The organism is Hydrogenobaculum sp. Y04AAS1 (genome assembly GCF_000020785.1).
Taxonomy (GTDB): Bacteria; Aquificota; Aquificia; order Aquificales; family Aquificaceae; genus Hydrogenobaculum.
This window is the reverse complement of sequence record NC_011126.1, coordinates 579,065-603,280: the sequence shown is the minus strand read 5'-3', so window position 1 is coordinate 603,280 and position 24,216 is coordinate 579,065. Positions and strand designations below refer to the sequence as shown.

Annotated in this window: 28 protein-coding genes; 9 read left to right on the top strand and 19 right to left on the bottom strand. The window is 34.9% G+C overall.

All coding sequences use genetic code 11. The features are described 5' to 3' along the window. Positions 1-4 precede the first annotated feature (4 nt). From HY04AAS1_RS03365 to HY04AAS1_RS03355, 3 genes are all read right to left on the bottom strand, one after another. Complete coding sequence (locus HY04AAS1_RS03365) at positions 5-1,195, bottom strand: peptidase U32 family protein (protein WP_012513716.1); 1,191 nt, start codon at positions 1,193-1,195, stop codon at positions 5-7. Positions 1,196-1,252: 57 nt separating this feature from the next. Then, on the bottom strand, positions 1,253-4,201 hold the full coding sequence (locus HY04AAS1_RS03360) for an AAA family ATPase (RefSeq protein ID WP_012513715.1): 2,949 nt from the start codon (positions 4,199-4,201) through the stop codon (positions 1,253-1,255). 80 nt (positions 4,202-4,281) lie between these two features. Further along, complete coding sequence (locus HY04AAS1_RS03355) at positions 4,282-5,061, bottom strand: glutaredoxin domain-containing protein (RefSeq protein ID WP_012513714.1); 780 nt, start codon at positions 5,059-5,061, stop codon at positions 4,282-4,284. 48 nt (positions 5,062-5,109) lie between these two features. On the opposite strand from HY04AAS1_RS03355, the gene gltX reads away from it, so the two are divergent. The 9 genes from gltX (at position 5,110) to HY04AAS1_RS03320 (ending at position 11,341) form a co-directional block, all read left to right on the top strand. After that, positions 5,110-6,504 carry a glutamate--tRNA ligase gene (gene gltX, locus HY04AAS1_RS03350; protein WP_012513713.1) on the top strand — a complete coding sequence of 465 codons (1,395 nt, stop codon included), beginning with the start codon at positions 5,110-5,112 and terminating at the stop codon, positions 6,502-6,504. Then, the gene (locus HY04AAS1_RS03345; protein ID WP_012513712.1) at positions 6,501-6,722 is read left to right on the top strand and encodes a MoaD/ThiS family protein; all 222 of its coding nucleotides are present in this window, start codon (positions 6,501-6,503) and stop codon (positions 6,720-6,722) included. Before gltX ends, HY04AAS1_RS03345 begins: the two co-directional genes overlap by 4 nt. Further along, positions 6,715-7,629: a glycosyltransferase family 9 protein gene (locus tag HY04AAS1_RS03340; RefSeq protein WP_012513711.1), complete on the top strand. Its 915-nt coding sequence runs from the start codon at positions 6,715-6,717 to the stop codon at positions 7,627-7,629. The genes HY04AAS1_RS03345 and HY04AAS1_RS03340 overlap by 8 nt, the downstream gene beginning before the upstream one ends. Positions 7,630-7,677: 48 nt before the next feature. Further along, positions 7,678-8,076: a DUF2203 domain-containing protein gene (locus tag HY04AAS1_RS03335; RefSeq protein ID WP_012513710.1), complete on the top strand. Its 399-nt coding sequence runs from the start codon at positions 7,678-7,680 to the stop codon at positions 8,074-8,076. A 94-nt stretch (positions 8,077-8,170) separates the two neighbouring features. Then, positions 8,171-9,001 (top strand): 4Fe-4S dicluster domain-containing protein, encoded by an 831-nt coding sequence (locus HY04AAS1_RS03330; protein WP_012513709.1) that lies wholly within the window; start codon positions 8,171-8,173, stop codon positions 8,999-9,001. Between the two features lie 19 nt (positions 9,002-9,020). Then, complete coding sequence (locus HY04AAS1_RS03325; RefSeq protein WP_012513708.1) at positions 9,021-10,379, top strand: tetratricopeptide repeat protein; 1,359 nt, start codon at positions 9,021-9,023, stop codon at positions 10,377-10,379. 298 nt (positions 10,380-10,677) lie between these two features. Further along, positions 10,678-10,839, top strand: coding sequence for a hypothetical protein (locus tag HY04AAS1_RS08490; RefSeq protein ID WP_015419269.1), 162 nt, complete (start codon positions 10,678-10,680; stop codon positions 10,837-10,839). Position 10,840: 1 nt separating this feature from the next. Beyond that, positions 10,841-10,987, top strand: a complete 147-nt coding sequence (locus HY04AAS1_RS08485) for a hypothetical protein (protein ID WP_012513705.1) — start codon at positions 10,841-10,843, stop codon at positions 10,985-10,987. 33 nt (positions 10,988-11,020) lie between these two features. After that, positions 11,021-11,341, top strand: a complete 321-nt coding sequence (locus HY04AAS1_RS03320; protein ID WP_337954088.1) for a hypothetical protein — start codon at positions 11,021-11,023, stop codon at positions 11,339-11,341. On the opposite strand, the gene rnhA is transcribed toward HY04AAS1_RS03320, so the two are convergent. Genes rnhA through guaA form a run of 16 tightly spaced genes read right to left on the bottom strand, consistent with a single transcriptional unit; the run spans position 11,313 to position 24,215 of the window. Continuing rightward, on the bottom strand, positions 11,313-11,777 hold the full coding sequence (rnhA, locus tag HY04AAS1_RS03315; protein ID WP_343122199.1) for a ribonuclease HI: 465 nt from the start codon (positions 11,775-11,777) through the stop codon (positions 11,313-11,315). The genes HY04AAS1_RS03320 and rnhA overlap by 29 nt on opposite strands. Further along, the gene (locus HY04AAS1_RS03310; protein ID WP_012513702.1) at positions 11,774-12,412 is read right to left on the bottom strand and encodes a 7-carboxy-7-deazaguanine synthase QueE; all 639 of its coding nucleotides are present in this window, start codon (positions 12,410-12,412) and stop codon (positions 11,774-11,776) included. Before HY04AAS1_RS03310 ends, rnhA begins: the two co-directional genes overlap by 4 nt. Further along, positions 12,409-13,470, bottom strand: coding sequence for a flagellar biosynthesis protein FlhB (gene flhB / locus HY04AAS1_RS03305; RefSeq protein WP_012513701.1), 1,062 nt, complete (start codon positions 13,468-13,470; stop codon positions 12,409-12,411). Before flhB ends, HY04AAS1_RS03310 begins: the two co-directional genes overlap by 4 nt. Continuing rightward, positions 13,454-14,230 carry a flagellar biosynthetic protein FliR gene (locus tag HY04AAS1_RS03300; protein WP_012513700.1) on the bottom strand — a complete coding sequence of 259 codons (777 nt, stop codon included), beginning with the start codon at positions 14,228-14,230 and terminating at the stop codon, positions 13,454-13,456. Before HY04AAS1_RS03300 ends, flhB begins: the two co-directional genes overlap by 17 nt. A 1-nt stretch (position 14,231) precedes the next feature. Continuing rightward, a complete protein-coding gene (fliQ, locus tag HY04AAS1_RS03295) occupies positions 14,232-14,501 on the bottom strand; it encodes a flagellar biosynthesis protein FliQ (RefSeq protein WP_012513699.1) in 270 nt (89 codons plus the stop codon). After that, a complete protein-coding gene (gene fliP, locus HY04AAS1_RS03290; RefSeq protein WP_012513698.1) occupies positions 14,498-15,256 on the bottom strand; it encodes a flagellar type III secretion system pore protein FliP in 759 nt (252 codons plus the stop codon). The genes fliQ and fliP overlap by 4 nt, the downstream gene beginning before the upstream one ends. Continuing rightward, positions 15,234-15,506 (bottom strand): hypothetical protein, encoded by a 273-nt coding sequence (locus tag HY04AAS1_RS03285; protein ID WP_012513697.1) that lies wholly within the window; start codon positions 15,504-15,506, stop codon positions 15,234-15,236. Before HY04AAS1_RS03285 ends, fliP begins: the two co-directional genes overlap by 23 nt. Before the next feature lie 4 nt (positions 15,507-15,510). Beyond that, entirely contained in the window at positions 15,511-15,996 is a 486-nt protein-coding gene (locus tag HY04AAS1_RS03280; protein WP_012513696.1) for a flagellar basal body-associated protein FliL, read from the bottom strand. 11 nt (positions 15,997-16,007) lie between these two features. Further along, on the bottom strand, positions 16,008-17,759 hold the full coding sequence (locus HY04AAS1_RS03275) for a flagellar hook-basal body complex protein (RefSeq protein WP_012513695.1): 1,752 nt from the start codon (positions 17,757-17,759) through the stop codon (positions 16,008-16,010). Between the two features lie 11 nt (positions 17,760-17,770). Beyond that, positions 17,771-18,493, bottom strand: coding sequence for a flagellar hook assembly protein (locus HY04AAS1_RS03270; protein ID WP_012513694.1), 723 nt, complete (start codon positions 18,491-18,493; stop codon positions 17,771-17,773). 10 nt (positions 18,494-18,503) lie between these two features. Next, entirely contained in the window at positions 18,504-19,781 is a 1,278-nt protein-coding gene (locus HY04AAS1_RS03265; protein ID WP_012513693.1) for a FliI/YscN family ATPase, read from the bottom strand. Beyond that, entirely contained in the window at positions 19,747-20,496 is a 750-nt protein-coding gene (locus HY04AAS1_RS03260) for a hypothetical protein (RefSeq protein WP_012513692.1), read from the bottom strand. Before HY04AAS1_RS03260 ends, HY04AAS1_RS03265 begins: the two co-directional genes overlap by 35 nt. Further along, positions 20,489-21,487: a flagellar motor switch protein FliG gene (gene fliG, locus HY04AAS1_RS03255; protein WP_012513691.1), complete on the bottom strand. Its 999-nt coding sequence runs from the start codon at positions 21,485-21,487 to the stop codon at positions 20,489-20,491. The genes HY04AAS1_RS03260 and fliG overlap by 8 nt, the downstream gene beginning before the upstream one ends. A gap of 40 nt (positions 21,488-21,527) precedes the next feature. Next, complete coding sequence (locus tag HY04AAS1_RS03250) at positions 21,528-21,968, bottom strand: DNA polymerase ligase N-terminal domain-containing protein (RefSeq protein WP_012513690.1); 441 nt, start codon at positions 21,966-21,968, stop codon at positions 21,528-21,530. Next, on the bottom strand, positions 21,965-22,687 hold the full coding sequence (locus HY04AAS1_RS03245; protein WP_012513689.1) for a pyridoxine 5'-phosphate synthase: 723 nt from the start codon (positions 22,685-22,687) through the stop codon (positions 21,965-21,967). The genes HY04AAS1_RS03250 and HY04AAS1_RS03245 overlap by 4 nt, the downstream gene beginning before the upstream one ends. Positions 22,688-22,691: 4 nt before the next feature. Further along, positions 22,692-24,215 carry a glutamine-hydrolyzing GMP synthase gene (guaA, locus tag HY04AAS1_RS03240; RefSeq protein ID WP_012513688.1) on the bottom strand — a complete coding sequence of 508 codons (1,524 nt, stop codon included), beginning with the start codon at positions 24,213-24,215 and terminating at the stop codon, positions 22,692-22,694. Between the last annotated feature and the right edge of the window lies 1 nt (position 24,216).

The following is a 24,216-nucleotide window of genomic DNA, read 5'->3' as shown; positions in this document are numbered from 1 at the left end:
TATACTATTTTTCTTTTACAATATAAACTTTATCTTTTTCTCTTACTTTTTCGTTCACTTTTAAACCTATAGCTGTGCCTTTTTCTGCTTGATCTATGCGTTGATTTTCTATCTCCATTGATTCTACTTTCTGTCTTACAAGGCCTGTGGTTTCTCCTATTATATGTATGGTATCGCCTACTTTTAAAGGATGTGCTACTACTTTTACCTCTGCCACAGAAGCCTTGGGATAAAATTTTACAACATCCCCTACGTATATCTTTTCTTCTTTTGCTATAGATGAGTTTATACCAAAGGAAGCCTCACCAAAGTAAAAACCACCGTCCCATTCCCTATGGTATACTCTTTCTAACATATCTATAAGGTCTTGATAGCCTTTTTGGGTCCACTCGTTGTTTAATATACGTTCTCTGGCTTCTCTGTAAGCTTTTGTGGTCATATAAACATAATCTGGGTTTTTGTTTCTTCCTTCTATCTTCCAAGCGTCTGCCCACATAAGCTTATCCGCAAAGTTTATAGTAAGAAGATCTTTGGCTGACATAACATAGTCGCTACCAAGGTAATACTCTGTGCCGGAGTTTTTCGATATTACCTTTATGTCAAACTCGTGTCTACAGACTTGATAGCACTCTCCTCTGTTTCCGGATTTTTGAAAAACCTCATGGCTCAAAAAACATCTACCGGATACAGCCATACACATAGATCCATGTACGAAAACCTCTACTTCTAATCCGGTATTTTGTTTTAAGCTTTTAATGGAGTTTAAATCTAACTCCTTTGCCGGGACTATTCGTTTTACGCCAAGTTCTTTATAGAATTTACCAGATATGTGGTTTGATACCGATGCCATTGTGGAGATATGTGTTTCTAAACCTCTTTTTATACTTCCAAGTACTACCGAGAAATCCCAAGCTATAACCGCATCAACTTCTATTTCTTTTAAAAAATCAAGTACATCTTCCAAATAAGGTAAATCTTCATCAAACACTATAGAATTTAGCGTTATATATTGCCTTATACCATGGTCTTTGGTTATAAGTCTAATTTCTTTTATATCTTCTTTTGAAAAACCACCTTTTCCAGCTCTTTGATTTAGTTTTTCAAGTCCCATGTATACAGCATCAGCACCGGCTTTTATTGCGGACATCAATCCTTCAAAATGACCTACTGGAGATAGTATCTCTGGCTTTTTCATTGGAGTATTATAGCAAAAAATGGCGGGTTATTCTCCCGCCGTTATCAGAAATATTTGTTAGGTAGTTTCAAACACAAACTCTCCGTCTTTTATATCTACTTTTACAGTAGAGTTTTCTTTTATCTCATCTTTTATCATCTTGTTGGCTAAAGGTGTTTCTAACAGTTTTTGTACTGTACGTTTTAAAGGTCTTGCACCGAAAGCTGGCTCATACCCTCTTCTGGCAAGCTCTTTTTTGGCTTCTAAAGTGAGCTCTAATTTTATGCCTTTGTCCTTTAGACGTTTGTTTAGATCTTCTAACAACAAGTCTACTATTTGTATGAGTTGCTCCATGGTAAGAGGTTTGAATACGATTATATCGTCTATTCTATTTAGAAACTCAGGTCTAAAGAAATGCTTTAGCTCTCCTAACACCTTTTCTTTAGCTTTTTCAAACTCTTTCTTTATCTCTTCAGAATCCCCTTCCAAAGGCAACGTTAGAAGATATGTGCTACCTATATTAGAAGTCATAATAATAACGGTGTTTCTAAAATCTACAGTTCTCCCATGAGAATCAGTCAACCTTCCGTCATCAAGCACTTGCAAGAATAAGTCAAATACTCTTGGGTGGGCTTTTTCTATTTCGTCTAGAAGTATTACGCTGTAGGGTTTTCTTCTAACTGCTTCTGTCAATTTGCCCCCTTCTTCGTATCCTACGTATCCAGGAGGTGCACCTATAAGCTTTGATACAGTATGCTCTTCTTTAAATTCTGACATGTCAAGCCTTATAAGCGCGTCTTCTTCTCCAAATAAAAGTTCAGCCAAAGCTTTTGATAGCTCAGTTTTACCTACACCCGTGGGCCCTAAGAACAAGAAAGAAGCTATTGGGCGTTTTGGATCTTTCAAGCCTGCTCTTGCTCTTCTTATGGCTTCTGCTACAGCTACCACGGCGTCATCTTGTCCTATAACTCTCTTGTGTAGCTCTTCTTCTAAGTGTAGTAGCTTTTCCATTTCTTCTTCTTTTAATTTGTTAAGAGGTATACCAGTCCAGTCTGAGACCACCTGGGCTATATCGTCTGATGTTACACTTAAAGTTTTTGCTCTTTTGGACTCTAAAGCTTTTATCTCTTTTTCTGTGTTTACCATTTCTATCTTAAGCTCTGCCTCTTTCTCATAGTCTCCTTTTTCAGCAAATTTTATAATCTGTTGTTCTAATTCTTCTAGCTTTTTCTTTAGCTGGTTTATCTTCATATCTACCATATCTAGCTTGTTTATAATATCTTGTTTTTGCTTTTCTAGGTTAATCTTTTGAATCTTGAGCTCTGCTTCTTTTTCATAATCCCCAGACAAGTTTGCATTTATAATCTGCTCTTCTAAAGCTCTTAACTTTCTTTCTATTTCTTGAAGTTCTGGGGGTACGCTTACAGATGCTAGTTTTTTACGAGCACAAGCTTGATCTAGGGCATCTATTGCTTTATCTGGGAGTTTTCTAAAAGTTACATACCTGTGTGTGAGTTTTACAGCACCGTCTATTGCATCATCTTCTATTTTTACTTTGTGAAAGTCTTCTAGCTTTGGTCTTAAGCCGTTTAGTATCTCTATAGCTTCTTCTATAGTAGGTTCGTCTACATAAACTGGCTGAAATCTTCTTTCTAAGGCTAAGTCTTTTTCTATATATTTTCTATATTCATCAACGGTGGTAGCTCCTATTAGTCTTATTTCACCCCTGGCCAACGCTGGTTTTAGCATGTTGCCGGCATCCAGCGATCCTTCACCTTTTCCAGCTCCTATTACAGTGTGGATTTCATCTATAAAAAGTATTGCCTCTGGTTTTTCTTTTAGTTCTTCTAAAAGCTTTTTTACCCTTTCTTCAAATTCTCCTCTATACTTAGAGCCAGCTACCAATGAACCCATGTCTATACTTATGATGCTTTTATCTTGAAGTTCTGGGGGTACTTCTTTGTTTATTATCCTTTGGGCTAGACCCTCTACTATAGCCGTTTTACCAACGCCAGGGTCTCCTACTAAAACAGGATTGTTTTTGCTACGTCTTAACAATATTTCTATGGTTTGGTTTATTTCTTTCTCTCTCCCTATAACTGGATCTAATTTTCCGTCCCTTGCCTTTTGGGTAAGGTCTACACCATAGCGTTCTAGTATAGACTTCTCTTCTTCTTGAATTTCTTTTTCTGTGTCCATGCTTTTACCTCCTATAATTTGATCTAAAAGTTTTGCTGCTATAAAATCTTTTGCTTCCAAAAGCGCTGAAACAAGGTGAGCCGGTGATACTTCCGCTACACCATCTCTTACGGCTTTTTCTTGGGCTATTTCAAATACCTTTTCAAGGTTTTTAGCATATCCAAACTCTGGGGTTTTTCCAATAAATCTTTTTAATACCTTGTCTTGATATCTATCGAAAGATATTCCTATGTCTTTAAGTTGGTCTTTGTAGTGGCTTTCCTTTAGAGCGGTTTTTACCAAAGCATCTATTGATATTTTATTTTCTAAGAAATCTATTACAGCGCTCTTATCAAAAACCGTTGATAGGTTTTGTTCTACCCTTGAAAGTTCCTTTTTTAAGTGTTCTTCTTCAGCGTTTAACTGTCTTAGCTCTAACTCTAACTGTCTTGCACTCCAAGGATCATATCTTCTTGCTCTTTCTAACTCGGCTTCTATGCGTCTTTTTGCTTCTTTTATTTCAGATAACTCTGTTTGGATGTTTGATATATCAGATTTTAATTGAATTATTTTGCTTCTTAAGCCTATAAGGTGACTGGCTTCTGATTCTGCCGCTTTGTTAAGCTGATTGTCTATACTGTTTATGTGTTCTCTTAGTTTTTGATACAACTCTTTTGAGTCTATACCCTTCTTAGATATGTATTTTGACAAAGAAGAGTCTGGGTCTTTTAACAAAGCCAGCAGAAGGTGGTCTGTATCTACCTTCGTATCTCCTAAAGACCTTGCGATAGAAGAAGCTTGTTCTACATAGTCCTTTAATTTTTTACTCCACATGTTTTCACTATACATATTAACCTCCTAACTCATTATATTATTAATATAATATTTAGTGAATTTCTGTCAAGTTTTTTGATAATATCTTACTAAACTTATTTACTACAATTACCTCCAAATACACTATTCAGCTGACATCCACTTCCTATGTTAAAGCTGTTATTCTCTGAAGTATGTGAGTTGGCTGTTTGGTTTTGTAGGCTTTTTGTAGGATTTTTAAAAAACGACTCTATGCTATCTGAACCAACAAGCACTTTATAACCGTAAGGTTCTCTTACAAAAAGCACCGGTACTTCATCTATACCCATAGACATGATAAGTCCTTTGTGATGAGAAGCGTTTATCTTATCGTATTTTAGGTGTATGCTATTAAGAAACCCCTCTGTACGCTCACAGTGAGGACACCCTGGAAGATATAAGAGCGTGTATTGGTGTTTTATCTCTAAAGTAGGGTTGTTGACTAAAAAAACCGTTGCAAATACAAATAAAAAAGCGCTAAGTCCTTTCAAAAGTATATCTTTATTTTCTTTCACTCTTATTATAAAAAGAGTGAGTATTATCAAAAACGTTACTGTGCAAAATATGCAAAATGCATGAGCTACAAATATTTCAAAGCTTTGTAAATAGCCTTCTGACCCTAAAGCCCCTATCAATATGATATCTAATAATTTTTCTTTCTTTTTTTCCTTTAAAATCCCCAAAACTATAAAGAGTAAAAGTCCTATTGTTAGCATTACAAATTCTGGATATCTGTTGTAAGAAGCTGCTATTGTACATCCTGAGCTTGTGCATACGCTTTTACGGAAAACACCCATTACGAGTTCTAACGCCACCCATAAAGCACCCAAGGTTGATATTTTTGTAAATATGCTCATATTGATAATTATAACGTTAAGCGGTTGTTTTTGCTTTATAATAATGATATGGTTAGAACAAGGTTTGCTCCAAGCCCTACAGGATACATGCATCTTGGCAACGCAAGAACTGGTATATTTAGCTATCTTTTTGCAAGACACCACAATGGAACATTTGTGTTGAGAATTGAAGATACAGATAGGGAAAGGTCTACTAAAGAGTTTGAGGATTCTATAATAGAGGATTTGAAATGGCTAGGCATAGAATGGGATGAATTTTATAGGCAATCAGAAAGATTTGATATATATAAAGAATACGCCAAAAAGCTTATAGATTCAGGCCATGCGTATTATTGCTTTTGCAAAGAAGAAGACATAGAAAAGCAAAGAGAAGAAGCTTACGCTCAGGGAAAAGCATATAGGTATCCTGGTACCTGTAGGCATCTCTCGAAAGAAGATGTTGAGGATAGACTAAAAAGCGGCGAGTCTTACGTTATAAGGTTTAAAGTGCCAGATGGACAAATAGTTAGTTTTGAAGATATGATAAGGGGCAATATAAGTATAAATGTTGATGATTTTGGGGATTTTGTAATAGTAAGAAGCGATGGTAGTTCAGTTTATAACTTTGTAGCGGTTATAGATGACGCCCTTATGAAGATAACGCACGTTATAAGAGGAGAAGACCATATATCAAATACCCCAAAGCAGATACTAATATATGAGGCTCTTGGATTTAAACCTCCAGAATTTGCTCATTTACCAGTGATACTTGGTGAGGATAGGACAAAACTTTCAAAAAGGCACGGCGGGGTTTCGGTTAGATTTTACAAAGAAAATGGATACTGCCCTGAGGCTCTTTTTAACTATCTATGTCTTTTAGGATGGTCTAGTGAAAAAGTAGGTAAAGAAGTTATATCAAAGGAAGAAGCTGTAAAATATTTTGATATAAAAGATATAAATTTGTCTCCGGCTGTATTTAGCCATGATAAGTTATATTGGTTAAATGGTGTTTATATAAGAGAGATTTTGCCAGAGGATAGACTGTTGGAGGATTTGTTGTCTTTCTTAGAAAAAGCTTATGGAACAGTTGATATAGAGTATCTTAAAAAGATAGTAAAAGCCACTAGAAAAGAATACAACACATATTTAGAAGCTGTGGAAAAGCTAAGACCGTTTTTTAAAGAAAAAGAACTAGATGAAGTTGCAAAAGAAGAGCTTTCAAAAATAGATAGAAAAGTTTTTGAGCTTTTAAAACAAGAGATAGAATCTTTAGAGGAGATTACGCCAGAAAATCTTAAAGGAGTTGTAAAAAATATCCAGAAATCAACTAGCTTAAAACCAAAGGATGTATGGCATGCTCTTAGAATAGCTCTAACAGGCTCTTTGGAGGGTATAGCTATAGATGTAATAGCTTCTATTTTACCTAAGGAAGAAGTGTTGAAAAGGCTGTCCAGATACACATGAAGATATTTTATTTTTCAATATTAAAGGAAAAGATTGGTGCTTTTGAAGAGTTTGAATTTGATGGTACCGAAGAAGAGCTTAAGGCATATTTATGTAACAAATATCCACACTTATGCAACATTATAAAATCTTCTAGGTTTGCCAAAGAAAACGAATACGTGGAAGAGTTTAAAAACTCTGATACCGTATTTGCCATCCCTCCGGTCAGCGGTGGCTAAGGTTCTTGTCCTTAGATTTTCTTCCCTTGGAGATGTAATACTTACAAGCTCTATTCTTAAACCTCTTTACGATGCTGGTTTTGATGTATATCTTATGACTTATAAAGAGTTTGCTTCTATATTTGAAGATTCTTCTTTTGTAAATGTTTTATCTGTTGATAAATCAAATATGTTTGATGTGGCTAAAAGCCTAACACCGGATATAGTAATAGACCTTCATAAGAACATCAAGACTTTTATATTGAAAAATATCTTAAAGGCAAAATGGTTTTCTTACGATAAAAAATCTATTCCAAGAAGATTTTGCGTTTGGTTTAAGGCTTTTAAAAACAATATATTTTATATAACAGATGAATATGCTAACGCTGTAAAACCTATTATCGATATAAAAAACCCAAAACCTTATTTGGAAGTAATAGATGAGAGGCTTGAAAGGTTTGTGTCTTCAAAGCCTGTGATAAGTCTAGGAGTAGGGGCAAGATACGATAAGAAAAAATATAAGTATTTCAAAGAATTGTCAGAGTTGTTTTTAAATAGTGGTTTTGAAGTTAGGCTTTTAGGAGATAAAAACGATAATACCGATGCCAAAGGCGTTAGTTATATAGGAAAACTTTCTCTTATAGATACGTTAGCTTGTATAAAAAGCTCAAAACTTGTAATCGCAAACGATTCTTCTATAACTCACATGGCAAGGGCCGTCGGTGTTAGGGTAATTACGATATTTGGTGGTACACATCCGTGTTTTGGCTTTGCTCCAAAACCAGACGAGGGTATTACAATATCAAAAGATATGCCCTGTAAGCCTTGTGATTTACATGGAAAAGGAATTTGTAAGTATGGGGACTACCCTTGTCTTGACATAAAGCCTAAGTTTATATTTGACAAAGCGATGATGCTATTAGGCTAATATTTTTCATAGTAAAAGCATATGTATAGAATTACTTTATATAATGCTATGAAATATTTTGATTTAGTAGAGGCCAATAAAGTTTTAGAATCTATAAAACCCCTTATATATGATTTTATAGAAAAAAGGGATGAGATAGTAGATATTATAGAGCGTATATCCACCATAGAAGATGAGCTAGAAAAGCTATATATGGAAAGCATTTTAGAAGAGAAAAAGCAAGAGGTGAATGAACTCATATATGAAATATCTTCTAGCGGTGCCGTTGTTAAGGGTTTAAACCCGTTGCTTCTTGACTTTCTATCTAAAAAGGGAAATCAGGATATATGGCTCTGTTGGTTAGAAGGAGAAGAGGAGATAAGCCACTGGCACGGTATTGAAGAAGGATTTATGGGCCGCAAACCGGTGGAACTTTTAGAAGAGGACAAGAAGAATAGAGATATATAATTTTTCTAAAATTATACAAAGCTTTTATGTCTTATGCTATACTATTTTTATATGTTAGTAAGATATGATTAACTTTTTAGGATAGGAGGTTGCTATGGCGCTTTTAGAACTTTTAGGGGAGTATCCCTACACTACTAAATATACCAAAGTAAGGTTTGCCTTCAACGTTATATCTGCAATTACTCTTGTTATATTTCCGGTTTTTCATCTTATAAAGATGGACTTTGCCAACGGAAACTATTATCTTTGGGGGCATTATACCACAAATTGGACAAAACCAGCCATATGGGCTTTTTCGTTGTGGATTGCTCTTTATACTGTTACATTTGTAATAAACTATTTTTATGGAAGATTTTTTTGTAGTTTTATATGTACCGAAGGGTGGCTTATAAGAGGTGTAAAAGTTTTATACGATAGGCTTTATAGACATGGCAAAAAATTGCAGTTTAATATCATAGTTTTCGTTTTAAACGCTACACTAACCCTAATATTGTTAAATTGGATAGTGGATTTGTCTGTTTTGTTTAAGCCATACCATCCTGCGTTTTGGTGGGTATCGTTTCTTACATATGGCCTTATTGCTCTTAATTATCTTGCTATAGGATGGTTAAGGCAAAAGTGGTGTAGATATTTTTGTCCTATAGGTCTTTATTTGGAAGTTTTCAATCAAAAGATGAGATGGCGCATTACCTATGATAAAAATACATGTACAGAATGTTTGGAGTGCGTAAGAGCTTGTCCCATAGCTTTAGACCCAAGAAAATTGAAGGATGAGCTTGATACCACAAGCGGATTAAAAGCTTGCTATATGTGCGGAAAGTGTGTAGACGCTTGTATGACGGATTTTAGAAACCATGGAGAAGAAAAGCAAGCTCTACATATATCCAAGGTAGATGATGAAGGAAATGTAAAAGACTTATTTTAAATTTTAAGGAGAGGAAAAAATGGACAAAAAAATTATATATTTAGGAATGGTGGTTGGCGTAGTGGCCCTGTCTAGTTGCGAAAGAGTTTATCAAAAGAAAGATTTTCAAGATTATTCAAACTTTGTAGAATACTCTGAGAGCGTTGTTCCTTTTTATCTTGATATGATACAAAAGCCTATGTATTTTAACTTTCATCTTACAAACCCTCAAAAACGCAAAGAGTACGAACATTTGGCTTCTTTATACTGTAAGGCAAAAGGTGGTGATTTTATAAAGAACGGTCCATGGCTATATTGCAACTCTTCAAAAGACGAATACATGATACATGAGACAGATTACGGATTTGAGGTTTATGCAAAACCCACCAAGCAGATTGAAGAGATTATAAGTAAAGGCATAAACTTAATGAAGTCAGAAAGATATCAAAAAGCAAATGAAGTGTTAAAAAAAGCTTTTGAGTTTGCAAACGTAGTAGGTAAAAAGTATCTTATTGGAGAAGCAGCTTATTATATAGCTTACAACGACTTTTTATCATCTAGATACTACGACATAGACAAGGTATTTAAATATATAAGGATAGCTCAAGAAAATGGTATTGATGTATCTAGTTTTATAAGTGATATCAAAATATATACTCAGAAGATTCTTAATAGCGTGTTAAACAAGGCCAAGTCTGGTCAAAAACAACTCGCTTTAAGAGATTTGTCTAGAGCTTTTAAAATAGCAAAACTTCTAAACGACAACAACCTTTTATATACGACATATTATTATTCTGGCAATTTCTACCTTGAAACTGGAGATTACGACAAGGCTATAGAATATTTACAACAAGCCATAGCTCTTGGTCAGGATAAGCCAAATACGCTTGGGCTTTTATACAACCTTTTAGGGCAAGCCTATGAAAAGAAAGGTGATTTGCCAGATGCTGAAAAGTATTACGTAGAATCTTCTCAGATAGCTCTTAAAAACGGTGATACGGAAGGAGCCGCTATACCACTAAGGCATCTTGGCGATATATATTATCAAAAAGGCAATTACCAAAAAGCTTATCAGTATCACTTGCAAGCCCTTATGATAAGAGGGTATAAAACCAGAAAGGGTGGTGCCAGATATGGACTTGATTTGGACCTATACAACGTAGGCAACGACTTGTATAAAATGAATCAATGCAAAAATGCAGTGGCATATCTTGATGAAGCCGTACCTTATTTAGAAAAGTTTGGTATATACGATACGATGGCAAAAGCCCTTTATGAAGATATATCTTGTTATCAAAAGCTTGGAAACAATGAAAAAGCGAAAGAGCTTTTCAACCAATACAAAAGTATCTTAGCCCAACAGAATATGCTGCCAAAATTTAAGAGTCTTGGATTTTAAGTTTTTATAATTTTTACATAATTAAGTGATATAATACGTTAAGAGGGCTTTTATGATTTTTAGAATTATAGTTATAGGTGTTGTTGGTTTCGTCTTGCTTCTTATGTTTAGTATATTTATGTATAGTATTTTTTCTAGCAAAAAAGGGCAAAAGAGTAGAGAATAATGGGACACCACATGTATGTGCCGTTTGTCTTTAGGATATGGGACGTTATTTTCATGACCATTGTTATGATAATGATGATAATATCTTTTGGTCTTGTGCTTTATCTTTATGTTATGAGAGGAGATAGGAAAAATGGAAGAAGCAATAAGGGTAATGAATGAAGTGATGGCAAAAGCAGTTACGCCAGCAGATAGAGAATGGTTTGCTTTTTTAGCTTTTGGAGTGCTGGCTATCATGGTAGTATCTTTTGTGCTACCGATATGGAAAGGTGGCAACAAAAAAGGAGAAACTTAATATGGGTGGAATGTGGAAGTATATGGATTTTTTAGCTATCACCGCCCTTGTGGTAGTAGCTACTATGTCTTACATTATAGCTTATGTAGTTGATATCACAGAACAAGAAAGAGGAGAATCACCACTTAAAGAACAAGACGAAGACTAATACCTAATGCGCATTGGCTTTAGGATTTTAATATTGGATAAGAATAAAGTCAAAGTATGTGAAAACCTTGATATAGACAAAAACCTTGCAAGAGCTATAAAGTACATACATAAATCTCAATACATAGAGGCTTCCAAATGGTTACTTTTAGCCAATGACTCAAAAGAGAAATATTTACTTTTATCGCTTATAAACTATGCTCTAAAACAAGAAGATCAAGCTTTACATTATTTTGAAAACGTAAAAGATTTTCCCTATCTTTACAAAGAACATTTTGATATATATATACAAAAACCAGGGGAGCCTGTAGAATACGCTGAAGCTTTCATGAGGTCTCTTTTATTACCTTCATAGCCTCTTCTTTTGCTATTTTATCACATAAATTGTTTGTGTCATGATCATCTCCTTTGTTCTTTTGATGCCCTCTTAACCACACTACTTCTATATTTTGATTTTTTAAAAGCTCGTAAAGCTCTTTCCATAAATCTTCGTTTTTTATGCCTTTAAAATCCTTTTTAATCCAATTATTTAGCCATAGCTTTATGCCGTTTGCCACGTATTGGCTATCTGTATATATGGTTATTTTTTGGTCTTTTTTACTTAAAGCTTTTAAAGCCTCTATTACAGCTTTTAGTTCCATTCGGTTGTTGGTGGTGTTTGCCTCAGTACCCTTTATTATCTTTTCTTTTACTACTTTGCCATTTTTTATGGCTTTTAATATGGCACAGTAACCACCTGCTCCTGGGTTTCCCAAACAACTTCCGTCCGTGTATATCTTTATTTCCATTATTTTAAACCTAAAAGTTTGTGCATTTGTGGTATTATTCTAGTGTTGAATTTTTCTGCTAGCTTTATTGCTTTATCAAGAAACTTCACGTTTCCATTTTCCCACAGAGGCTGTAGTATCAACAACCCTTTTTCTATAAAGGGCTTCATGTACTCTCTTTCTAAAATGCCTTCATTCAAATGCTCATCTACCACTATCTTTAACTCTATGTTTTTATCAAAAGCCAAAAACTTCGGATGTATGATATAGTTTGATATGTATTTTGGCGATAACGTAATGTAAGTTCTTGCATAGGTTTTAAAGAGTGTTTCTATATCGTCTTTTAAGATTGTGGCGTTTGTTTCTATTTGTATTGTTTTATCTAGGCTTTTAAAATAAGAAAAAATATTTATAAAATCTTCGTTTAAAAGAGGTTCACCGCCCGTTAGTACTATTAAAGATGGATTATGGGCAGCTAGTATATCTTCTATTTCTTCTATCGCTTTGGTGTAGGATTTTGTGGTTTTGTCAAAATCTAAAGCATTTTTTTCATCACACCAAACGCATCTTAAATTGCACCCTTGAAATCTCACAAACAAAGCGGGAGTACCTATCAAAAATCCTTCTCCTTGTATAGAATAAAAAACCTCATTTATCATAAGAGACCACGCTGTTTTCTTTTTACTATATAAGCTATTATTTCGGCTACAGCTTTGTAGAACTCCGGTGGTATTTCTTCTTCTATATCTACCGCTTTGTAAAGTGCCCTTGCTAACTCTGGCTTTCTTACTACTGGAACATCGTTTAGTTCTGCTATTTCTATGATTTTTTTAGCCATATAATCTTGACCTTTTGCTACTACAATAGGTGCTCTATCTTGTTTTGGTATATATCTTAAAGCCACTGCAAAGTGTGTTGGGTTTGTGATTACTACGCTTGCTTTTGGGACTTCTTGCATCATTCTAGATCTTGATAGCTCCATCATTCTCCTTCTTATCTTTGCTTTTACCTCAATATTTCCTTCAAACTGTTTAAACTCATCTTTTACCTCCTGCTTTGACATTTTTATACGCTTTTCATAGTCAAATTTTTTGTAAGCGAAATCCAACCCCGCAAGCATCAGACCTATTATACCTATAGATATTAAAAGCTTAAAAATTAACCTTGCTATTTCACTAAGGCCCTTAGATGGTGACATGTAGGAAGAAAATACAAGGGTATGAAAACTAAAATATAATATAAAAAACGACGCTATTAAAAGAAGCATAACTTTTAAAGAGTTTTTAACTAGTTCAAAAAGTGCGTTGAGGCTAAAGAGGTTTTTGAGGCCATCTACAGGATTCAGTTTAGAAAAATTAGGCTCTAAAGGTTTAAATGTAAATATAAAACCAAACTGCAAAATATATCCAAATACAACTATCAAAACAGCTAATATAAAAAGAGGTGTAATGTCTGATAGCAGCTTTTTGAAAGATAAACCTAAAAACTTTGTAGCATCAGAAGGTGTAAACGAAGGGTCATCTATTCGTAAACTCCCATCCAATATTAAATCCGAAAATAGTATAAAGATTTTATAACCTATAAAAAACAATGCCCCTGTTGAAACTAGCATCAAAAGGGCAGATACAACTTCTTGGCTTTTTGCTACGTTACCTTCCGATTTCAGCTTGCCTCTTCGATATGGTGTAGCTTTTTCTGTTTTATTTTCCGAGGCCATGATAACCCCTTGTAAACTCTAGCATAAATTTAAAATAATGTTCAAATATTTGGTGCATAAGTATCCCTAATAGAGGGAAAATAAGCAACAAAAATATCATACCTATAAGTGTTTGAAGTGGCATGCCTACCATGAAAACGTTTATCTGAGGTATAAGCCTATTGATAGCTGCTAGAATTATATTCATCACAAGACCTATAGCTATCATAGGAAGAGCTAATTGAAAAGCAGTATAAAAGCTTTTATAAAAGATATTTAATATAAACTCAGGTCTCATGTTGTATAGATCAAAGACTCCAAGCGGTATACTCTTAAGGCTTTCCGATAGAATAAAGTAAATATATTCAAAACCAGATGATGCTGCGAAAAGCCCCATGAAAAAATAACTAAAGTATGTGCCCAAAATTGTAGAATTTCCCATAAGCGGATTTAAGATAGTGGCGTTTGACAATCCAAGAGAACTAGACACGAATTCTCCAAAAACAAAGAAAATATCTACTAAGAATCTTAGTATCAAGCTTATAATAAAACCCAAGCTAAATTCTTTCAAAGCCATCAGTGTTAATATTATAAAACTATCTGTATAGACTGGTTTTACAGGGTTGTAATAATAAAGCGATACACTAAAAGCTATCACAAAAAATATCTTAAAGCTGTTTGGCAAATCCCCAAAAATCGGTGCTAAAAATACTATAGAAGATATTCTAAGCGTTATAAGTAAGAACGTTATGAGATATGGTATAGATATACTTAACGTCATATTATCTTATATAGTTTGGTATATTGATGATGATTTCTTTTGTATAATCTACCATATGTTTCATCATCCAACTACCAAGCAAGAATATTACGAAAAACGCCGCAAGTATTTTGGGAATATAGCTAAGCGTCATTTCTTGGATTTGAGTGGCAGATTGAAGTATACTGATTAAAAGTCCTACTATGAATGTAGTTAAAAGTATAGGAGCGGACAAGAGCACTGTCATCTTCAGCATATTTTCGGTGATGGTAAGCACTTGATCTTGACTCAATGGTAACTCCTCACCAACGATAAGATAACTAATTCCCAACCGTTTACAAGTACAAAAAGCATAATCTTAAATGGTAAGGATATGACGGTTGGCGGTATCATGATGATGCCCATTGCAAGCAGTATGGCGGATACCACCATATCTATTATTAGAAACGGTAAGTAAAGCAAAAATATAATTTGAAAGGCTATTGATAGCTCACTAACCATAAAAGCTGGAATTACTACGCTTAAAGGTAGGTCGTTTATGTTTTTTATATTATCTTTGTTTGGTATGTTTGAAGCTAATAAAAACGTTCTTTCGGTGCTTACTTTTGTGTTTCTTACCATAAAATCTTTGATAGGTTCTATCGTATTTTGTATAAATTGTTTATCTGTAATTTTGTGCTGAAGATATGGCTGTAAAGCGTTCTGATTTATTTGATTTATTACAGGATACATGACATAGAACGTAAGGAAAAGCGCTAAAGACGTTATCACCTGGTTTGGAGGGACATTTGGGAGACCAATAGCTTGTCTTAACACTGATAAAACGGTGACTATTCTGATAAAAGATGTCGTCATTATTATTATGGATGGCGCTAAGCTCAGTACTGTTAATATCAGGATAAGCCTTATAGCTTCGGTGAAGTTACCGTTGTTAAACTTTACCTGTATGCCTGGTATGACATTGATAGGATTTTCGTTTTGAGCCATTGCTAAATGTATAAATATTAAAAGCAATAGGCCTATGTTAACTAACGTCTTTAGCCTCATAATCCATCTCATATATAAGTTTAGCATAATCTTTTGATACAAATACTAAGATTAGTTTGTTTTTAGCTTTTAGTATTATAAACTTAGAATGTTTGTCAATGGGTATTATTTTGTATATGCTAACTATATCGCTAGGGTTGTAGGTTGTTTGAATTATCTTTTTCCAATCAAAAGCTGTATATAAAAATGCTATAAGCGATAGGACCATGCCGAGAGCGCTCAACGTTTTTAGAAATAAAACTATTTCCACAAATCTACATAGATTGTACTATAAATTGTGTAAAGTAAATGTTTTGTACTCCACCTGTAACCAATATTGCATTTATTCTTTTAATAAGTTCTAGTCTTAGTTCTTCTTTTCCTTCGGGAGTCCTTATTTCATCGTAAGTTTTTGAGCTAAGCAAATTTATAATGGCATCTTTTATGATTGGTAATCGTTTTACAACTTCTTGTTGAACCTTTTCGTTTGATAGTTCTAATGTAATAGATACTTTTGCATAAGTATTTGCATTTTTATCGGCTAAGTTTACTAGAAAAGAACCTAGGTTATACATCACACCAAGCTTTTGTGATGCTACAACCATCTGTTTTGTTGATTCCCTTTTTTTATGTATTAGGAAAAAATAGGCGCCGGCACCTCCTCCTATTAAAAGAAGGATAACCGGTATCAATATAAATATAAGTTTCTTTTTGCCACCCGTTTTACCAATCTCTTCTTTTTTTACCTGTTCCTCTGCCATACTATACTATTTTAACCTGTAACCATGTTTAGAGTAGCCTGTAGTACGTTGTCGGAAGATGTTACAACTTTTGCGTTTGCTTGGTAAGATCTTTCCGCAGTCACAAGTTGTATATAAGCTTGCGCTATATCTACATTTGATTGCTCTAACATACCTGATTGTATAATGTCAGCACTTCCTGGTAACAGTATCGTTGGTGTATATATGGACGTATATAGATTGGAACCTTTCTCTATTAGCTCGTTAGGGTCTTGAAACTGAGCAAGGGCAACTCTATAAAGAGGTGTAGATTGGCCGTTGGAATAAACTCCAACAACTGTACCATCGCTTGATAGCACGTAGACATTGACAAGGTTTCCAAGGCTATAACCGTCTTGAGAAGCGGTAATGGTAAAATCAGATGCATCCTGAGTTATATATGAGTTGTCTATTATACCAGCGCTTGTGCTTGTTGTAGGTTTGGCTCCTATTAGTTGTCCGAAAGCTAATCCTCCTGTTGATTGAGAGCTAGCCGAGTTTAAGTTTCCTACTATGTTTCCATCTCCTAGTACAAGTGGATTTTGAGCGCCTATAAAATATTCGTAGCTTGAAGAAGTAGGATAAGTATATACGCCTATTGTTGAACTTGTTGTAATGTTGCCGGTGTTTGGATCAAAGTTTAACAACGCTGTGGCTGCATATATTGTGCTGCTTCCAGTATATATAGGTACTCCTATGCCACTAGATAGATTGTAAGGTACGAAACCGTTGGCGGCTCCAGAGCCTATAGTGTCCCATTCTTGTGTGCCACCAGCTGGTTTTGTTGGATTCACCACGTAGCTTATAGTAGTAGAAGATGTGGTAACATCCACTACCCAATCTGTTACCATAGAGCCAGATGAGTTTGTGCCAGATATCATATAGTATGGGGACACTGTAGTAGATATAATACTTGAGCTTGCTGTATTTGGTGGGGTTGTGATGTTATACCATGTCAAAGACCCACCGCTTATAGTTGTGCTTTGCCAAGTACCAGCTACATTTCTATATAAAACGTTACCAGAAGTATTGCTGTAATATGCTGCTTTTTCATTTTCTGCGTATATATAGTTCCATGTATTTGGTCCTGTTTTCTGGAAGTATGTGTCACCTTCTATAGCGTTTCCCAAAGTATCAAAGGTCGTTAATGTGTTTTGATAGTTAAAAGTAGCAGTATTTAGAGGATTAAAAGCTTGTGTTATGCTTGGGGCTGTGGAGTTTAGATTTGTGGGTTGTTGATAAGTTATTAAGTCCGTGGCTTTTGGTGGTTGCTGAGGTATTATATATATCGGTTGCAAAGAGGTGCCTACTACAGACCCGGATTGATCAACTTTATATCCTAAAAGCTTTAAACCATCGGGATTTACCATATAACCTTGTTGGCTTATGGTAAACTGTCCGTTCCTTGTATAAAAAACATTTCCAGCATTGGCTGGATCTTGTAAAATAAATAGTCCATTACCTTGTATGGCTAAATCGGTATTGTTGCCAGTTTGCTCAAAGTTGCCGAGTTGCCAATTTAGTTGTGTAGAATCAACTATAACACCAGCGCCGTATATTGTAGATTTCAACGTATCAGTGAGTGTGTTGATACCTACGTTTACATTGGCTACAACGTTTTCAAATATTGGATTTACCGCTTTATAGCCTATTGTGTCGGCATTCGACATATTGTTAGATATGATGCTTAGGTAGTTGTTAAAAGCATCAAGACCAGAAATCGCGTTGTAAAAACTTGGTAACATGTTTCACCTCCTTAAATTGTGCTGGATGTAGTGGATGTATTGGAGTTTGGTATGGCCCCAGCGTATATTATGTTTGACGCTAGTTCCGACAAACCGGACTGAAGAGTGAGCTCCAAATTTGTACCACTTAGATTAACAGATTGAACTATATCGGCTAAGCCAAGTCTTACATTTTGATTTGGAATGCCGTTTGATAGTATTTGAACACCATATTGGCCAGGTTGCAACCCAGATAGACTTAAAGGGTTTAAACCGGCTGTCAAGCTCATTGTAATTGTTTTTACAGGTGTATTGCCATTCATTATTTCAACACTTACATTAGACATGCTTGTGGGAGCGTCAAGATAATAACTGACATTTTTTGTAGTATCTATGCCGCTTGTGCTAAACACAAACTCTTTTCCTATCATGTTTATTGAATTTAGTGTAGTCATCTGCGACAAAAGTGCCTCTAAGGCCTGGGTTTGTTGCTGGGCTATACTGTAATAACCTATTTGCTGAAGTTGCACTGTGGCGTTTATCATAGATGTTACATCGTTGCCGCTTGAAGATGCTGGGTCTTGATACTTTAGTTCAGTGGTGTAAATTTCCATGTAAGCACTTGCACTAAGATTCATGAGACTTTGCTGAGTACCTGGCGGCACAACGTTTACTTTTGGAAGCCAAGATGGTGATGAGACGCTCTGTCCAGTGTTTAATCCACCTACCAAGTTTGAGCTATTTACCGTACTCATTATGTACCTCCTAACTTATTTTGCTTACAAGCTCTTTTAACTCTTGTAAGCTATTATTATAATTTATGCCAGTTTTTGGATTTTGCATAAAAAAATTATCTATATCGGATTTACGCTCTAAAACTTTATCTATGGTGGGGTTAGATCCTTTCCTATAAAGTCCTACTTTTATGATGTCTTCCATCGAATAATATTCAGATAGAATTTGTTTAAACTTAAGCACGTAGTCCCAGTGCTCATCTGAGACTATATTCGGCATTATACGGCTTATACTTTTAAGTGGATCTATAGCTGGATAGATGCCAGAATCTGCTATTTTGCGGGATAAAAGTATGTGTCCATCCAAAAAACTCATGGCGCTGTCGGCTATAGGATCTAGTGAAGTATCGTCACCTTCTACCAGTACACTAAATATTCCAGTGATACCATAGTCTCCAACGAGCCCACATCCTTCTATTATTTTAGACATCGTTAGAAATACAGATGGTGTATATCCTTTTAACGTTGGTGGTTCTCCTACCGAGAGCCCTATTTCTCTTTGGGCCATTGCAAGTCTTGTTAGAGAATCCATTACAAGCAAAACATTGTAACCTTTGCTAGCAAAAAATCTAGCATGTACCAAAGCGCTTATAGCTCCTTTTACTTTCATTATAGGTGTTTGGTCCGATGTAGATACGATAACTACCGATTTTTCAAAAGCCTCTCCTAGTATATCCTCTACATATTCTCTAACTTCTCTTCCACGCTCTCCTATAAGCGCTAGCACTACTACATCGGAATAACTATGCTTCATTATCATTCCAAGCGTGGTAGTTTTTCCAACACCTGCTCCAGCAAATACACCGATTCTTTGTCCTATACCAATGGTTGTTAACGCGTTTATGGTCCTTACACCAGAATCAAATATTTTTGATATTTTTTTTCTTTCCATAGGAGAGTGGTTTTCTAAGCTTAAAGGTAATTTTTTTAACGATTTTACGCTTTTAGTGTTGTCGCTATGTATTATGTTTCCAAAAGGATCTAACACTTTGCCTAAAAATTCTTCTGATACATATGTAGATACAGGTTCTTCGGTATATAGCACTTTAGTGCCTGGTTTTACGCTAACGTTACTGTCAAAACACATTATAATTGCATTTTCCTTGTCAAAGCCTATAATCTCACCTTTGAAATCACCGTCTATCGTTACTTCATCCCCGACACCAGAACTATAGTTGGAAGCTTCTATGTAAACCCCGCTTACTTTAGTTATTTTACCGTATATTTTGTAGGGCCTTTTCAACAACATCTTTTAATAAATCCTTGTTAAATCTTTCCAAAATAAAGTCCTCTGTTTCTATCTGAAATTCGCCGTTTTCTAGGTTTTCCTCTATAAATTTAATTTCTACATTGTTTAGATTTTTTATATATTTTTGAAAAGTTTCTATAAATGTTTTGTTGGCTTTTACCACAATGAAATGTTTAAATATATTACTATCCTCTAAAATTTTTTTTATTATAGAGTCTAAATCTATACTACATTTTGCGTATAAGCTACTTAGTATAGTTGATATCAATGTGCTTATCTCTTCTATGGTTAGTTGCTCCCTTTGAATTATGGTATTTTTGATAGTTTCTAAACTTTGTAAAACGGCATTTTTATAGGCTTCTTCCTTAGCTTCGTTTTCCTTTATTTGTTCTATGGTAGCTTTCAATTGTTCTTTTTCGGCTATTAAAGCATTTTTTTCTTGTTCAATGTTTTCTAGTTCTTTTTTAATAGTCTCGATTTCTTCTTCAGTCTTTTTGTGTTTTTCCAAAAGACGTTTAATCTCTTGATCTTTTAACGTTATTTGTTGTTCTAATTGCTCTACAGTTTTTCTGTATTGTAGTATTTTAGCTTGTGTTTCTTTTTTTATAAGCTCTAAAACTTTGTTAACAGATGTTTCTGACGTTTTGTTTGGTGAAGACTCTTTGTTTTGAATTTCAAACGTAATGTTTTGTATTGCTTCAAAGTGATCATTCATAAGAAGCACCACCAGTCAAATCTATCTTGCCTTCATCTGCCAACTTTTTGATAACGGCTATAATCTCTTTTTGAGCTTTTTCTACTTCAGAGACTCTTACCGGACCCATGGCTTCCATATCTTCCTTCATTATAGTAGCCGCTTTATTAGACATATTTGAGAAGAATTTTCCTTTTATTGCATCAGAAGCTCCTTTTAAGGCAACCATAAGTGTATTTTTATTTACTGCTTTTAATATCTCCACTATGTCTCTATTGCCTAATTTTTCTATGTCTTCAAATACAAACATTTTATCTTTTATGCGTTCTGCTAAATACTTATCCTCTTGTTCTATTTTGTTTAAAATCTTATCGGTGATTTTTTTATCAAGCAAGTTTAGTACTTCTGCAGCTAATACAAGCCCATTTGTTTTTTGAGAGAATCCGCTTAAACCTATTCCCCTTATCTCTTCGGCCAGGTTTTCTATAAGCTCTCCTAAAAACTCTGGAGATATATTTTCCAATGTTGCAAGTCTCTTTGTTACTTCCACAGCTATATTCTCTGGTAAATACTGCAACACATCGGCCGCTCTCATTGGACTTAATTGGGATAATACAACGGCTATAGTTTGAGGATGCTCTTTTGCCAACAAAGAAGCTAAAACTTTAATATCTACTTTTTCTAATTCTTGGAAACTCTTTATAATAGTAGAGCTACTTACAAATTCATATATCTTGGCAAATTTTTCTGGCGGTAAAACTCTTCTTGCAAACTCTAAGAGCTGCTCAGTATCTGGTGATACTATTGTTGTTTCTTGATAATCTTGTAAAAATTCTTTAGCTATCTCCTCTACATCCTGAAGAGTAATGCCTTGAATAGTATTCATATTTAAAAATATATCTTGGAGCTCCGATTCGTCTAATTCTTTCATTATTTCTACAGATACCTCTGGAGGTAAAGCCATCATAAGTACCGCAGCTTTTTGAGCTTTTGTCAATTTATCTATCGGCATAATTATTATAATAAATCATTTTTATTTATATAGCAACATATTAATCTGATTTAAAAAACAACCAAGCATTATCACCACCTTTGGGAAATTTTATAAGATGATACTTACCTTTTAATTTGTTGCCATTTAGTATAAAATCGTATTTTTTATCTGTTCGTTCTAAAAGCTCAAAGGTACCTTTATCCCAAATTTTTACTACACCAGCTCCATACTGGCCTTCTGGTATCACACCTTCAAAGTTCGCATATTCCAAAGGATGATCTTCTGTTTGTATGGCAAGTCTTTTGACACCGCTTTCTATAGGTGGTTCTTTTGGTATTGCCCAAGATTTTAATACACCATCTAAAGCCAACCTAAAATCCCAATGTAGATGAGAAGCATGATGTTCTTGTATTACAAATATAGATTCGTGGCTTTCTATTACACTCCATCGAGGTTCTGGTGTTTTTGAAAAATCCCTCTTTTTAGAATAATCGCTCATGATATTATACCAAGCATTTTTGTGATCGCTTTCTCCAAGCCAAACAGCACCGCATTTGATATTATAGAATGTCCTATGTTAAGCTCTTCTATAAGCCCTTTTAAATCCAATATAAGATGTATATTTTGATAAGTGATGCCGTGCCCTGCGTAAACATTCAAACCTAGTTCTCTTGCTAAGGTTGCAGCTTTTCTTAGCCTATTTTTTTCTTCTTCTAAAAGCCTAAAATCTCTCTTATGAAAACTCTCTGCAAATCTTCCAGTATGCAGTTCTATTGCATCTGCGCCCGTAAATTTCGATGCTTCTACTTGCCCAAGGTCTGGGTCTATAAAAAAAGACACCTCTATCTGATTTTCTTTAAAATCCTTTATATAGTTCTTTAAATAATCTGCGTTTGATAATATGTCTAGCCCTCCTTCGGTGGTTACTTCTTGTCTTTTTTCTGGTACAAGCGTAACTCTTTGAGGCTTTATTTCTAATGCGATAGTTTTTATTTCTTGCGTAGGTGCCATTTCAAGGTTCAGTGGAATTTCCACCGAAGTCCTCACCAGTCTTACATCTTCATCTTTTATGTGTCTTCTATCTTCTCTTAAATGCATTGTGATTTGGTGAGCGCCAGCTCTTTTTGCTATAAAAGCAGCTTCTAATACAGATGGTTCGAAGGTTTTTCTCGCTTCTCTGATGGTAGCAACATGATCTATATTTACGCCCAGTCTCATAACACTATTCCCACTCTATTGTGGCTGGTGGTTTTGAAGATATATCGTAAACCACTCTATTAATACCTTTTACTTCTTGTATTATTCTCCTCATCACATGCTCTAAAAATTCATAAGGAAGCTTCGATGGTTCTGCGGTCATTCCATCTTGACTGTCTACCGCTCTTAAAGCTAAAACCTTGCCGTATGTTCTATTGTCTCCCATTACACCCACAGATTTTATTGGTAAAAGCACAGCAGAAGCTTGCCATGTCTTATCGTATAAATTCCATTTTTTCAACTCTTCTATAAAAATGGCATCGGCTTCTCTTAGTATATTTAAATCTTCTTCTTTTACATCTCCTATTATTCTTATCGCGAGTCCTGGGCCAGGAAACGGATGTCTATATACCATGTCTTTTGGAAGATCAAGCTCTAAGCCTAAGGCTCTTACTTCGTCTTTGAAAAGCTCTCTTAACGGTTCCAAAAGTTTTAGATTCATTTTTTCTGGGAGCCCTCCAACGTTGTGATGAGACTTTATCTTGGCTGACCCATGAATGCCGGCGCTTTCAACAAGATCTGGATAAAGTGTGCCCTGAAGCAAAAACTCTGCGTTGTATTTTTTGGCTTCTTCTTCAAAAATCTCTATAAAAGTGTTTCCTATGATTTTTCTTTTTTGTTCTGGATCTTCAACATTTTTAAGCTTTTCTAAAAATAAATTGCTTCTATCAAGCGCCACTATATTAAGACCAAGTTTGGTAAGATTTGATATTACTTCCTTTGACTCGTTTTTTCTAAGAAGCCCATGATCTACAAAAATACACGTTAGTTTATCACCTATAGCTTTGTGGGTTAAAACAGCAGCTACGGCAGAATCTACACCACCAGAAATAGCGCATATTACCTTTTTATTCCCAACTGTCACTCTTATCTCTTCTATTTTATGCTCTTTGAAGCTTTTCATATTCCAGTTTTGGTGGCATTTTGCTATATCGAACAAGAAATTTGACAACATCTCTTTACCGTATTCGGTATGATAAACCTCCAAATGAAACTGTACACCGTATATTGGAAAATGATTATGTTTTATAACTGCATTTTCCGAGTTATCCGAAAAGCCTATAGACTCAAAATCCTTTGGCAATGTGGATACCTTATCCGCATGACTCATCCAAACTACGGTATGCTGTGGTATATTTTTGAAAAAAATGTTAGGTTTAAAGTCTAAGTATGCCTTACCGTACTCATGTTTATCTGATTTTTCCACTATTCCACCAAACTCATAGGCTATTAGCTGATGCCCGTAGCATATTCCCAATACGGGTATTCCAAGCTCATAAATCTTCTTGTCAAGCTTTGGTGCATTTTTCTCGTATACCGAGTATGGACCTCCAGAAAATATCAATGCGCATGGTTTTTTTGTAATTATCTCCTCAATGTCTATATCTGGTAAAACTATCTCGCTATAAACTCCTAATTCTCTTACTTTTCTAGCTATAAGCTGTACATATTGAGACCCAAAACTAACTATTAGTACGTGACCTTCCAAT

Bases quoted from the DNA above. Each gene is read 5' to 3' on its own strand.
- HY04AAS1_RS03365 (WP_012513716.1), bottom strand. From the start codon at position 1,195: ATGAAAAAGCCAGAGATACTATCTCCAGTAGGTCATTTTGAAGGATTG.
- HY04AAS1_RS03360 (WP_012513715.1), bottom strand. From the start codon at position 4,201: ATGTATAGTGAAAACATGTGGAGTAAAAAATTAAAGGACTATGTAGAA.
- HY04AAS1_RS03355 (WP_012513714.1), bottom strand. From the start codon at position 5,061: ATGAGCATATTTACAAAAATATCAACCTTGGGTGCTTTATGGGTGGCG.
- gltX (WP_012513713.1), top strand. From the start codon at position 5,110: ATGGTTAGAACAAGGTTTGCTCCAAGCCCTACAGGATACATGCATCTT.
- HY04AAS1_RS03345 (WP_012513712.1), top strand. From the start codon at position 6,501: ATGAAGATATTTTATTTTTCAATATTAAAGGAAAAGATTGGTGCTTTT.
- HY04AAS1_RS03335 (WP_012513710.1), top strand. From the start codon at position 7,678: ATGAAATATTTTGATTTAGTAGAGGCCAATAAAGTTTTAGAATCTATA.
- HY04AAS1_RS03330 (WP_012513709.1), top strand. From the start codon at position 8,171: ATGGCGCTTTTAGAACTTTTAGGGGAGTATCCCTACACTACTAAATAT.
- HY04AAS1_RS03325 (WP_012513708.1), top strand. From the start codon at position 9,021: ATGGACAAAAAAATTATATATTTAGGAATGGTGGTTGGCGTAGTGGCC.
- HY04AAS1_RS08490 (WP_015419269.1), top strand. From the start codon at position 10,678: ATGGAAGAAGCAATAAGGGTAATGAATGAAGTGATGGCAAAAGCAGTT.
- HY04AAS1_RS08485 (WP_012513705.1), top strand. From the start codon at position 10,841: ATGGGTGGAATGTGGAAGTATATGGATTTTTTAGCTATCACCGCCCTT.
- HY04AAS1_RS03310 (WP_012513702.1), bottom strand. From the start codon at position 12,412: ATGATAAATGAGGTTTTTTATTCTATACAAGGAGAAGGATTTTTGATA.
- flhB (WP_012513701.1), bottom strand. From the start codon at position 13,470: ATGGCCTCGGAAAATAAAACAGAAAAAGCTACACCATATCGAAGAGGC.
- HY04AAS1_RS03300 (WP_012513700.1), bottom strand. From the start codon at position 14,230: ATGACGTTAAGTATATCTATACCATATCTCATAACGTTCTTACTTATA.
- fliP (WP_012513698.1), bottom strand. From the start codon at position 15,256: ATGAGGCTAAAGACGTTAGTTAACATAGGCCTATTGCTTTTAATATTT.
- HY04AAS1_RS03280 (WP_012513696.1), bottom strand. From the start codon at position 15,996: ATGGCAGAGGAACAGGTAAAAAAAGAAGAGATTGGTAAAACGGGTGGC.
- HY04AAS1_RS03275 (WP_012513695.1), bottom strand. From the start codon at position 17,759: ATGTTACCAAGTTTTTACAACGCGATTTCTGGTCTTGATGCTTTTAAC.
- HY04AAS1_RS03270 (WP_012513694.1), bottom strand. From the start codon at position 18,493: ATGAGTACGGTAAATAGCTCAAACTTGGTAGGTGGATTAAACACTGGA.
- HY04AAS1_RS03265 (WP_012513693.1), bottom strand. From the start codon at position 19,781: ATGTTGTTGAAAAGGCCCTACAAAATATACGGTAAAATAACTAAAGTA.
- HY04AAS1_RS03260 (WP_012513692.1), bottom strand. From the start codon at position 20,496: ATGAATGATCACTTTGAAGCAATACAAAACATTACGTTTGAAATTCAA.
- fliG (WP_012513691.1), bottom strand. From the start codon at position 21,487: ATGCCGATAGATAAATTGACAAAAGCTCAAAAAGCTGCGGTACTTATG.
- HY04AAS1_RS03250 (WP_012513690.1), bottom strand. From the start codon at position 21,968: ATGAGCGATTATTCTAAAAAGAGGGATTTTTCAAAAACACCAGAACCT.
- HY04AAS1_RS03245 (WP_012513689.1), bottom strand. From the start codon at position 22,687: ATGAGACTGGGCGTAAATATAGATCATGTTGCTACCATCAGAGAAGCG.